Origin of the sequence: Amphibacillus sp. MSJ-3 (assembly GCF_018919165.1) — a bacterium.
Lineage (GTDB): Bacteria > Bacillota > Bacilli > Bacillales > Amphibacillaceae > Amphibacillus.
On sequence record NZ_JAHLQM010000048.1, the window covers coordinates 1 to 11,362 of the forward strand.

Consider the following 11,362-nt stretch of genomic DNA (forward strand, 5'->3'; position numbering starts at 1 on the left):
CCGCTTCAATTCTTTCATTTAACGTATGTTTACTCATTCTTTTGGACATAGAAAATGCCCCCTTTATAATAGTTGAGAATTTTTATTATTTCTCTGTCTACTATATTGGGAGCATATCAAACACGGGGTGCTTTCTTTGATCATCCTTTGATCATTCTTACAATAAAGACAATTAATGCGATGACGAGTAGTATGTGAATTAGACCACCCGCGATATCAAAGATAAGACCAATCAGCCACGCTAAAATTAAGATTCCAATAATTGTCCAAATCATATTAATCTCCTCCTCTGTCTATTTATCACAGATTATCTGGCGGTAAACCTAACCCCCACTGATCGAAGGCTCATTCTATTTTCACCCTAGATATCAAATTTCCAAATCAAGTATTGATTTTGTTTCAATATTAAAATACCCTACTCAATATTTATTAAACTTTTTAAAAAATAAATGATCTTGTAAAAAATTGAAATATTAACCTAATGGATGGTGAAATATTATCATTTATTAAAAACACTTTAATAAAATTAGGGTGAGGTATCCCGTTCCTTGTTAAGTAAATCATTGAAATTGTGCCAATTATGAATTGAAGTTAGATAAAGAACAGTGGGTATTATCATAAATAAACCTAAAACTACTATCAGGGCTTATAACAGAATGGCAAAGTAAATTGAAATGGGTTAAGCTAGATTAGCTTTAAATCATAAGCGAAAAATGAAATCCTCATATATTCTGCAAAGGTGGGAAAGCATGAGATCAGCTAATACTGAAAATAAGTCGAATATTTATCTTGAAAAACGGGTATATAAAAAATACTAGCTAAATTTTGGTCTGATTATTCACTGGGGACTCTTAGTTAATTTTCAACTTATAGGCAGCTTAATTGACTGTAGGCTCTCCACTTCTAATCTATAGTAGAAACTGTTGAATTATTAATAGAGATCATTAGTTAGTAAAGACCTAATCCATTCATCCAACACTAAACCCCTGTTGAGTGGAAATTAGCTTTAAATCACTTCCTTCTCTGAAAGTAAATTGACACAAGCACTTCAATATGCTAATTTTAGCTAAGATAATATCCGAAAAATAAATGGTTAGGAGTGAATGCTTATGGCTAGAGGCAGAGGCGGTGGCGGCCGTGGTGGATCATCAGGAGGTAGTCGCGGCGGAGGCTTCGGTGGAAGTGGTAGCCGTGGCGGAGCTGGCCGAACACGGTCAACAGGGTCCTTTGGTTCAGGAAGGCAACGTGGCGGTGGGAATTCTGGAGGCTTTGGCGGAGGCTTCGGTGGTGGGGGCTACAGACCAAGACCTGTCTATACACCACGACCATATTACCGTCGTCCATTTTGGGGAAGACCACGCTATCGCCGCGGAGGCGGATGTGGCACACTATTATTATTGATTATCTTTATATCGCTTGGATTAAGTTTTGTGACATTAATGGGGAATAATAATTTATTTTCACCAAGCTCCTCTAACGACGTTATTCCATCAACAATTGAACGAGAACCTTTACCATCAGGTTCAGTAGATGAAACCGATTATTTTACCGATGAATTAGGTTGGGTTGATAATCGAACAAAAATGCTAGGTGGTTTGAAATATTATTATCGGAAAACAGGGGTTCAACCATACGTATATATTACAGATAATATTGATGGATCCAGTAACCCGACTGATGAGGAAATATCAGATTATGCAAATGAGCTTTACGATCAGCTTTTTACTGATGAAGCCCATGCCTTGTTACTTTTCTTTGAACCTAACCAAACAACCTATTCAACCTATTATGTGGTCGGGTCACAAGCGCGTCAGGTAGTAGATAACGAAGCCATTGATATTTTATTGGATTATATTGATCGATATTATTATTCTGATTTATCTGAGGAAGAGTTCTTTAGTCGCTCTTTCCAGGAAGCAGCTGATCGAATGATGGAAGTTACGAGATCACCTTGGGTAACGGTTTGGATCATTGTTGCGGTAATTGTCCTTATTTTCTTGCTATTTAATTGGTGGAAACGTAAGCAAGCACAGAAAAATTTAGAAGCAGAACAAACGAAAGAAATTTTAAGTAAGCCACTGTCTAAATTCGGTAGTGATAAAGCGGAAGAGTTATCAAAAAAATATCAAGATGATTAAGATTAATTAGGGAGGAAGAACAATGTCAATATTAAGTCGCTTTCAAGATATTATTAGTTCAAATGTCAATGCTGTCCTCGATCAAATGGAAAATCCAGAGAAGATGATTGACCAGTATATACGTAATATGATGAAAGATTTAGCTGAGGTCAAAAAAAATACCGCAAGTATTATGGCAGAGGAAACACAAGCGAAACGTCTTGTTGATCAGAATGAAGCAGACGTCATCAAATATTCCGAGTTAGCTAAAAAGGCACTCACAGCTGGTAACGAAGATGATGCCCGTGTATTTCTTAGCAAGAAACAAGAGCTTGAAGATATTGGTGTTAATCTTGCCAAGACTTATGCAACAGCACATGAAAATGCTAGTAAAATGCGACAAATGCACGATAAACTTGCCAGTGATATTGAAAAACTTCAAAATCGTCGGGCAATGATTAAAGCGCAAATGTCTGTTGCTGATACACAAGAGAAGATGAATAAAGTCAATCAGTCTACCGGTAAGTCAAAAGGTGCAATGAGCTCATTCCAAAGAATGGAGGAAAAAGCTACCCGTAGATTGGATGAAGCCAATGCTGTTGCAGAATTGAACGAAGAACCTCAAGATGATGCAAAAGCACTGGAAGAAAAATATGCTTCAAATCAAGGCTCGGCTGCCGTTGAAGATGAGTTACAACGGCTTAAAGACGAAATGGGTTTATAGCTGATCATAAACGAATCGATGGAAGAAAATGAACTACCATCTAGTGAGACATTGTAGGCCGTTATTCTACGACTAATGAAATTGATAAAGAGGAAGTGTGTTGGGCATGGTAAACGCATTTCCTCTTTGTTATGTTGAATATGATTTGTTAAAGTAAAAGAGTGAATAAAGTTATCTTCAGACGGAGTATTTATCGCAGTGCAACTGTCAGTAAGCCTCCCACTTCAAGTATTCTAAGGAAAGTAGGGGTTGTAAGTGGGAGATCAACTGACAGTAGCGGCCCGATTGGTTCAAGGGCCTTTAGGTCATACCCTTGTGGTACTAACAAGTGTTTTTAGTGGGACGAGTAACCGCAGTCCCATTCAATGGTGGATAGGGGAGTGAAGACTAAATTCACCACCCCCTGCGGTAAGATCTGCTTGACTTAGGTCTTGGAGGTCCACCCCCCACTGATTGAAGTTTCACTTTATTTGCTATCGAATGAAAGAGGAGGATTAATGATTGGCTAACGAACAATTAAAAGAAGAAATCATCCAATACGCTAAAACAATAGGAATTGATAAAATAGGTTTTACCTCTGCCAATCCATTTGCCGAGATGAAAGCCAGGTTAAAAATGCAACAAGATGATGGTTATCAATCTGGTTTTGAAAAAGGAACGATAGAAGAAAGAACAGAACCGGAACTGCATTTAAACGATGCAGAATCAATTATTGCCATTGCTGTTGCCTACCCATCACGTATGAAGGAAAAAGTAGCAAACAAGCGTGGTCGAAGACGGGGGAGTTTTTGTCGGGCTTCATGGGGACATGATTACCATGATGTGCTTAATGAACGACTTGAATTATTAGCAACATTTATTGCTGCACGTGTACCAGGTTTTCGTTACCGATCTATGGTTGACACGGGTGAATTAGTTGATAAGGCTGTGGCTGAACGTGCGGGTATTGGTTGGAGTGGGAAAAATAGTTTAATGATCACCCCAGAATTTGGTTCCTACGTTTATCTTGGTGAAATGATTACTAATATCCCATTTCCGTCCGATCAGCCAATTGATGATGGTTGCGGTGACTGTACGCTTTGTCTTGATCTCTGTCCAACAGGTGCTCTTGTTGCTCCAGGAAGGTTGAATGCCCAAAACTGTTTGGCATTTGTTACCCAAACAAAAGGATTTATGCCCGATAGATTTCGGGATAAAATCGGTAATCATCTTTACGGTTATGATAATTGTCAGGTTGTCTGTCCCAAAAACAGCGGAGTCGATCATCATTTACACCCAGAATTAGAGCCGGATCCAGAACTTGTCAAACCTGAGTTACTCCCACTTTTATCGATATCAAATCGGGAGTTTAAAGATAAATTTGGTCAGATGGCAGGCTCATGGCGTGGGAAAAAGCCAATTCAACGAAATGCTATTATTGCTCTTGCCAATTACAAAGAAGAAGTAGCTGTTGATGAATTGATTCGACTAATGAATGAAGATCCTCGACCTGTGATTCGCGGGACTGCTGCTTGGGCAATCGGTAAGATAGGGCGTCCTGATGGATTTGATGCCATTAGATCTGCTGAAAAAAAGGAACAGGATCCGGATGTTTTGACTGAAATGAAAAAAGGTTTGGCTTATGAACAAGTTATGACATAAAGGGAAGCATCATTTCATAAATTGTGTTATGAAGGAGTGATGCGTTGTGGGTTTGAATCAATATTGGCAAACTCAGTTGGCTGAAGATCATGATAACTGGGTAAACCGCGTTCGAAATCTTCATCAAAAGAGGGGCTATCAAGTGATTCGTATCATCGGGTCTGGTCAAATTTATAGTAAGCGGAAATTACCAGATCAAGAACTAGATTATCAGTATAACTTACACGTAACCTTCCTCGTTAAAAAGGGTGCTCATTTTTATCGTGAAGAACAATGTCGTCGCCATCAAGCGATTTTTTATCAAAAACGACTTCATCTAGACCGCGAATTACCAGAAGCAAATCAGACATTGATTGAAGACCGCTCGAACCCAATTATTGAATTAACTCCTATAAATCAGTTAGAACGTTTTAATTATGATCGTCAGGAAGCGGTTAGGTATGCTGAATATTGGTGGAATGATGCTAATCCTGCTTTTGAATTTTTTGAAGTGAATGATTGTACAAATTATATTTCACAATGTTTACAAGCAGGGGGAGCACCGATGCGTGGCTACCCGAATCGCTCAACGGGATGGTGGTATCAAGACAATGATTGGAGCTTTAGTTGGTCTGTTGCCCATGCTTTTCGCTGGTACTTAAGCGGATCAACAAAAGGCTTACAAGCAGTTGAAGTTGATAGGCCTGAGAAGTTACAACCTGGTGATGTGATTTGCTATGATTTTGAGGGTGATGGACGTTTTAACCATACAACAATTGTCGTAGCAAAAAACATAGATAATATGCCATTAGTAAATGCACATACAAATAATTCAAGACATCGTTATTGGGATTATCAGGATTCACTAGCATGGACACCAGAATGTCAATATAAATTCTTTGCTATCAGCAATGGTGTGCTATAATATTCTAGTGATTATCTTGTCCATTAGCTAGAGAAAAAGCCTAATGAGCGAGATAGTTTTACGGTGATGTCGCTAATCAATTTACCTTTCATAGGTTGAGGTCTAAAATAACAGCTAAGATCCCTTCCTATCATAGTAAATCAACAAGTGTTTCTCGTTTGAGTTTTATCCCAGCCCCATTCAGTGGGGGATAAAGCCTTCGCTGATTGAACTTTCACTTTATTTGATTAGATTCACGCCGTGGCACGATTGAAATAATAGAGGTGACAGATTTTGAGTATCCATGTAGTTTTATATCAACCAGAAATTCCAGCAAATACAGGAAACATTGCCCGAACATGTCTAGCAACGAATGCAACGCTACACCTGATTCATCCACTTGGCTTTTCAACAGATGATAAAATGCTCCGTCGGGCTGGTTTGGATTATTGGCACAATGTTAAGATTGAATATCATGATTCAATCACTGGGCTTTATGAAAAGTATGAGCAAGGTGAATTTTATTATATTGAAAACTTTGGCACAAAGTATTACTCTGATTTTGATTTCAGCGATCAAACGAAAGAATTATTTTTCGTTTTTGGCCGTGAAACAAATGGGATTCCAAAAGAGTTATTGATTGGTAAAGAGGATCGTTGCCTAAGAATTCATATGGCTGTTAATGATAAAGTTCGATCATTAAATTTATCCAATACAGCAGCGATCATTGTCTATGATGTGCTTAAGCAACAAGGCTTTCCAAACATGCATTAAGGAATAAAGAAGCTGGCGCCATACCTTATCCATAGGTATGGCGTCAGTTTTTTTGTGCATAAAGTGAACCTTCACTGAGCGGAGTCTTCTCGTTAGTTAAGTTGTAATTAAGAAAACTTATGTAATTGACTTTAAAATTTAGGGTAGTAAAGAAATGTGGTTAAGGGGATCAAATAGGATTGAAAAAAATATCGGATTATTATACAATTATTTCTAAGGGAATAAACATCCAATTATGACATGAAAAGTTACTTATTCATATAACTCACCTTGTAATGAAGTGAGTTTGATGACTAGCGAGTGGTCATTAGTCGTTTTTAACCACGGTGAGTGATCAAGCCTAAAGCGTTCGATGCTAGAAAATGTGACCATAACTGATTGATTTGTTTACGGATGTTATTCTATTTACCATTTTTGATGGAGTAGGAATAGATGGTTCTACTCGTTTTACCTTTGTGATGAAAAGTGTCATTTTTTTATCCTTGCTTCTATAATTAGGAATCATCCATTACATGCAGTAAATAAATTTTAAAACTATATTTGGCTAAAACAATTTATATCATACAATTTGTTACTTAACCCGACTTCTATAAATCATACTTTGATCAAGTGTTAAATACATATTTGCTCAAATTGTAACAAAACTTAATGATGAGACGTCAATGTTGGTAAAGAGACTGATTATTAAGTTAAAGCTGAAGGAGGGTTGCTATGTACAATAATCCTGGCTTATCGTCAAGTATGCCTGGTGAAAATTCTAATCATGTAAGTCATATTAATAAGCAAATGTTAATCTTTTTCAATATAAGTAAAAAGAGCGGTTACTTATTATTTTTATTGAGTTTAAGCTTGCTTGTTAGTTGTCAAAGTCAAGTTGACATCCCTGAAGGTTTTTACCCATATGAAAAGGAAAAAGTAGCGGAAGCTATTCAACAAGTCTCCTTCAATCCAGAAGTCCCTAACTATGTTCCCATTCCCGTTGAATTCATTATTTCTGATCACTATTTGATGGCAGAAACACGAAAAGAAGCTCTTGATATAAGTTTTTATTCAAGAGAAAATGATTTATTGACTTATCAAGTAACTGAAGGGCATTTTGAATCTGAACAGGGAGCAGAAAGTATCGAGATAGATTCATCCATTTTAGCGCACTATTGTGATAATGGTTTTGCCAAGGTTTTAGTGTGGGAGAAAGATGGGCTTAGTTATAAACTGGAGTTTCGTTCGAGTATTATTGGGGATAATCAATCATCGCATTCAATTACTAAGGAGGACTTAGTCAGGGTGGCGCAGTCATGTCAATCGTGAAAAACTACCCTATTTATTAATGTTTGTGCTAAAATTGGAATAGACTATAGTATGATTTGATGAGAGAGGTACAAAGGATATGAAGAATAAACAAATTGTTTTAACGGGTGGAGGAACAGCCGGGCATGTGATGGTTAATTTAGCGATTATTCCAATTTTAAAACAGGCTGGATGGTCAATTGATTATATTGGATCAAAGCAAGGGATAGAACGTGAATTGATTGAACAAGTTAATGATGTGACATATCATCCTATTTCAACAGGGAAACTACGTCGATACTTATCGATAGAGAATATTAAAGATCCTTTTAAAGTGTTAAATGGGATTATTCAAACCTTATCTATTCTACGTAAATGTAAGCCCCAGGTGATTTTTTCTAAAGGTGGTTTTGTCTCCGTACCCGTTTTAATCGCGGCGCGTCTAAGAGGAATTCCTGCCGTCATTCATGAATCTGATATTACGCCAGGATTAGCGAACAAGATTGCCGTCCCTTTTGCCAAAAAGGTACTGACGACATTTCCAGAAACATTGGAATATTTACCGGAGGAAAAAGCAAGTTGGATCGGTGCGGTTGTAAGACCGGAGCTGTTTGAAGGCGATCGTAAGTCTGGTTTAAGATTTGCCAATCTAACAGAACGAAAGCCTGTTATTATGATAATGGGTGGAAGTGCAGGTGCGCAACGAATTAATCAAGCAGTTCGTGATCAGCTTGACCAATTGACTCAAACCCATCAAATTATTCATATTTGTGGAAAAGGGAATTTAGATCCAACGATCAAGAAGTTTGGTTATCAACAATTTGAATATGTTAATGAGGAGTTACCTGACCTGTTAGCGGCTACAGATCTTGTTATTTCTCGAGCAGGAGCAAACGCAATCTTTGAGTTTTTAGCTTTAAATAAGCCAATGTTACTCATTCCACTGTCGAGACAAGCAAGTCGTGGGGATCAAATTCTGAATGCAGAAGCCTTTGAAAAACAGGGCTATGCTCATGTTTTATTTGAGGAAGACTTAAGCGCTGATCACTTCTTGGAAAAAGTGAATGATTTAATTGAATCAGCAGATGAAATGAAAGAGAATATGGCTAATTATAAGCGTCAGGATGCAACTGAGTGTGTGATTGAGGAGATTTATAAATTAGCCGATTAGTTAAATAAGTCAGCAGATCGCAATCATTCTTCTACTTGTTAAAGCAATTAACAAGTTGGGAATAATTGCGATCTGTTTTTTTATAGATAAACTGATCTTAAGACCTTTTCTTCAATCATGTTAGGGTAGCTTCGGATGATAAAACGGGGCAACAATCAGTAAAAGATAGAATCGTTCATTTGACCTTGTCTGGTTACTGATTGTGCACTTCAAAAGTACATATGACTAAGCACTAAATGCCCGTAGATTGTTTACTTGTAGCCATTTATAACAAGGTCTAGCTTACCGGTCTTAGGGTCAATGACCAGGCCATGAACGGGTACATCATCAGGTAGTAAGGGATGCTGAGTGATTAATTCAACAGAACTTTTGACTGAGTCTTCTATTTGATCGAAGCCCTGAAACCATTCCTCAACGTCAATGTCCAATTGATCAAAATCCTTTTGTGTCACACCACTACTTTTCATTTTTTTAACTAAATCATCAGTATCTAAATTACTCATCCCACAATCATGGTGTCCAACGACATAAACTTCATGAGCTTGTAAACCATGAACAGCGACAAGAATACTTCGCATTATACTGCCGTAAGGATTTTTAATTAATGCCCCAGCTGTTTTTAAGATTTTAACATCACCATTTTTAAAGTTCATTGCTTTTGGTAAGAGTTCTGTCAGGCGAGTGTCCATACAGGTTAAAATAACGGCATGCTTATTTGGTAAACTATCTGTTTCGTATAATTGATATGACTTTGTTTCGACAAATTGGTTGTTATGTTCTAAGATATCTTCTAATAACATCTCTAATTCCCTCCCTATCCTTTTTTCTATGATAGATGATATCTAATGATCAAAGCAAGGATTTTTACTTTTTAAAATCGAAGTGTCGACATTTCCCGGGAAATGTCGATTAGCTTTTGTGTTTTTAGGCTAGTATATCATTTGGGTTACTGGGGTAATTAGATGGTGCAATCTAAACAAATACTGGATAGTCAATGAAATTTTTTAAGGAAAGGTTCATCCGAATGAAATGAATAAACTACTTGAAATAGAGGGGGAAAGTAAAGTGAAAAGGATTTTAAGTCATTGTAATTGACTGAATGATTTTCACGAATAAGGATACACTTCGTTTGATTTGAAGTGGATAAGAAGCTATCACTAGCTAAAAAGATGAGATTAGTCATTGAATAAAAAGGGAGTCAAGCTCCCTTTAAATTCCCATGGCATGATCTAAATAATGAAGTAAATTCTCGTGTTGTTGAATAATTATTTTTGTGTTATTTTCTGAACGGAAGGCACAAAGGAAATTATTTATTTTTTTGGCTAATAAATCATCTTTTGTGCGTACCATAATCACGATGAGATCATCCCATTGCTGCCAGAGTGTATAATACAATGCTTTATCATAGTCAAGAGTGGCCATAGAATTCACTCCTTTTCGGAAGAGATGGGGACGCATATAGTTTGACCGAAATTAGCGAAATAAAACTGGTGAAGTTTACTGTCTTTGGTTTAGATTTCATCGTATGAATTTTGTTGTTCTAGGCATATTAAAAGTGACTCAAGATAAAAGGAGGGTAAATATGCGAATAAAGCACATTCTAGTAACAGGGATGGCGTTAGTCACGTTATTTGGTTGTGGAACCAACAATAACGAGTCAATGAATGACAGAAATGGGGATAATATAGAAAAGGTCAGAAATCAACCTACTCAAAGAGATGCTTATGAAAATGGGATTAATCAGTATCCTGGTGGGCCGAATGGAACTTGGGAAGATAATCAACAAGGTTCATTTTATGATAATAATCGTTTAGATCAAAACGATGCTACTAATCGAACGGCTAGGGAGCGTAATAATCAGCGAATTCAGGAGCGAGATAATGGTATAGAAGATCGCTCGGATCAAGATGATGATTATCGTGTTGCTGATGAAATTGCTGAGCATGTCAATAAAGAAATTGACGCTATTGATGGTGCATATGTATTAACAATGGGTAATAATGCATATGTTGCATGTGAATTAGATAATGACGATAATGCAGGAAAAGATGATGATTTATCAGAAAAACTTGAGAAAAAGGTCACTGAAGCAGTGAAAGATGCTGATAATGAAATTGAAAATGTTTATGTGTCGTCAAACCCAGACTTTGTTGATTTAACGTCAAACTATTTGCGTGATATTGAACGTGGTGAACCGATCGAAGGTTTCTTTGATCAATTTACAGAGATGATTGAACGTGTATTCCCAACACGTGATTGATTAAAATAAAACTTCAATCAGTGGAGGGCTTCATCCCCCACTGTTTATTAGTACCGCAAGGGTATGACCTAAAGGCCCTTGAACCAATCGGGCCGTTACTGTCAGTTAATCTTCCACATATAATTCTTAGTTCTCTTCGAATACTTGAAGTGGGAGTCCTACTGACAGTTACACTGCGATAAAGTGAAACTTCAAACAGTGGGGCGCTTTATCCTCCACTGTTTATTAGTTGAACCAATCGGGCCGTTACTGTCAGTTAATCTCCCACACATAATTCTTAGTTCTCTTCGAATACTTGAAGTGGGTGTCTTACTGACAGTTACACTGCGATAAAGTAGACGAGGCTGGGACGAAACTCAGCTAAAATAAAGAAGGAATTCAGTTGCTACTGGATTCCTTTTTCTTAGTGTGCCTGGCATGGATGTAATCTCTAGGGTGAGAGTCCCGAGCCATGAAGGCAGAAGTAGTGGTTAGCCTAACGCAAGGGTGTCCGTGGTGACGCGGA

At 37.4% G+C, this 11,362-nt stretch carries 12 protein-coding genes; 9 read left to right on the forward strand and 3 right to left on the reverse strand.

Going from position 1 to position 11,362, the window contains the following annotated elements:
• Window positions 1–140: 140 nt before the first annotated feature.
• A complete protein-coding gene (locus KQI76_RS11005; protein WP_216400350.1) occupies window positions 141–275 on the reverse strand; it encodes a lmo0937 family membrane protein in 135 nt (44 codons plus the stop codon).
• Window positions 276–1,109: 834 nt separating this feature from the next.
• Here KQI76_RS11005 and KQI76_RS11910 point away from each other — a divergent pair.
• The 8 genes from KQI76_RS11910 to KQI76_RS11040 all read left to right on the forward strand — a co-directional run bounded on the left by KQI76_RS11910 (window position 1,110) and on the right by KQI76_RS11040 (window position 8,597).
• Window positions 1,110–2,138: a TPM domain-containing protein gene (locus tag KQI76_RS11910; RefSeq protein ID WP_216400351.1), complete on the forward strand. Its 1,029-nt coding sequence runs from the start codon at window positions 1,110–1,112 to the stop codon at window positions 2,136–2,138.
• A gap of 22 nt (window positions 2,139–2,160) precedes the next feature.
• A complete protein-coding gene (locus tag KQI76_RS11015; RefSeq protein ID WP_216400352.1) occupies window positions 2,161–2,841 on the forward strand; it encodes a PspA/IM30 family protein in 681 nt (226 codons plus the stop codon).
• A gap of 255 nt (window positions 2,842–3,096) precedes the next feature.
• Window positions 3,097–3,225, forward strand: a complete 129-nt coding sequence (locus KQI76_RS11915) for a hypothetical protein (RefSeq protein WP_256443074.1) — start codon at window positions 3,097–3,099, stop codon at window positions 3,223–3,225.
• A 117-nt stretch (window positions 3,226–3,342) separates the two neighbouring features.
• Entirely contained in the window at window positions 3,343–4,482 is a 1,140-nt protein-coding gene (gene queG / locus KQI76_RS11020; protein WP_216400353.1) for a tRNA epoxyqueuosine(34) reductase QueG, read from the forward strand.
• Between the two features lie 46 nt (window positions 4,483–4,528).
• The gene (locus tag KQI76_RS11025; RefSeq protein WP_216400354.1) at window positions 4,529–5,386 is read left to right on the forward strand and encodes an amidase domain-containing protein; all 858 of its coding nucleotides are present in this window, start codon (window positions 4,529–4,531) and stop codon (window positions 5,384–5,386) included.
• Window positions 5,387–5,659: 273 nt separating this feature from the next.
• Complete coding sequence (locus KQI76_RS11030; protein WP_216400355.1) at window positions 5,660–6,139, forward strand: tRNA (cytidine(34)-2'-O)-methyltransferase; 480 nt, start codon at window positions 5,660–5,662, stop codon at window positions 6,137–6,139.
• Between the two features lie 711 nt (window positions 6,140–6,850).
• Complete coding sequence (locus KQI76_RS11035; RefSeq protein ID WP_216400356.1) at window positions 6,851–7,447, forward strand: hypothetical protein; 597 nt, start codon at window positions 6,851–6,853, stop codon at window positions 7,445–7,447.
• Between the two features lie 79 nt (window positions 7,448–7,526).
• Window positions 7,527–8,597: an undecaprenyldiphospho-muramoylpentapeptide beta-N-acetylglucosaminyltransferase gene (locus tag KQI76_RS11040; protein WP_216400357.1), complete on the forward strand. Its 1,071-nt coding sequence runs from the start codon at window positions 7,527–7,529 to the stop codon at window positions 8,595–8,597.
• A gap of 251 nt (window positions 8,598–8,848) precedes the next feature.
• On the opposite strand, the gene KQI76_RS11045 is transcribed toward KQI76_RS11040, so the two are convergent.
• A complete protein-coding gene (locus KQI76_RS11045; protein ID WP_216400358.1) occupies window positions 8,849–9,397 on the reverse strand; it encodes a beta-class carbonic anhydrase in 549 nt (182 codons plus the stop codon).
• A gap of 409 nt (window positions 9,398–9,806) precedes the next feature.
• Window positions 9,807–10,019: a YhdB family protein gene (locus KQI76_RS11050; protein WP_216400359.1), complete on the reverse strand. Its 213-nt coding sequence runs from the start codon at window positions 10,017–10,019 to the stop codon at window positions 9,807–9,809.
• A gap of 160 nt (window positions 10,020–10,179) precedes the next feature.
• Between KQI76_RS11050 and KQI76_RS11055 the strand changes: the two genes are divergently transcribed.
• Complete coding sequence (locus KQI76_RS11055) at window positions 10,180–10,857, forward strand: YhcN/YlaJ family sporulation lipoprotein (RefSeq protein WP_216400360.1); 678 nt, start codon at window positions 10,180–10,182, stop codon at window positions 10,855–10,857.
• Window positions 10,858–11,362 lie beyond the last annotated feature (505 nt).

Bases quoted from the DNA above. Each gene is read 5' to 3' on its own strand.
- KQI76_RS11035 (WP_216400356.1), top strand. From the start codon at position 6,851: ATGTACAATAATCCTGGCTTATCGTCAAGTATGCCTGGTGAAAATTCT.
- KQI76_RS11005 (WP_216400350.1), bottom strand. From the start codon at position 275: ATGATTTGGACAATTATTGGAATCTTAATTTTAGCGTGGCTGATTGGT.
- KQI76_RS11015 (WP_216400352.1), top strand. From the start codon at position 2,161: ATGTCAATATTAAGTCGCTTTCAAGATATTATTAGTTCAAATGTCAAT.
- KQI76_RS11910 (WP_216400351.1), top strand. From the start codon at position 1,110: ATGGCTAGAGGCAGAGGCGGTGGCGGCCGTGGTGGATCATCAGGAGGT.
- KQI76_RS11055 (WP_216400360.1), top strand. From the start codon at position 10,180: ATGCGAATAAAGCACATTCTAGTAACAGGGATGGCGTTAGTCACGTTA.
- KQI76_RS11040 (WP_216400357.1), top strand. From the start codon at position 7,527: ATGAAGAATAAACAAATTGTTTTAACGGGTGGAGGAACAGCCGGGCAT.
- KQI76_RS11050 (WP_216400359.1), bottom strand. From the start codon at position 10,019: ATGGCCACTCTTGACTATGATAAAGCATTGTATTATACACTCTGGCAG.
- KQI76_RS11045 (WP_216400358.1), bottom strand. From the start codon at position 9,397: ATGTTATTAGAAGATATCTTAGAACATAACAACCAATTTGTCGAAACA.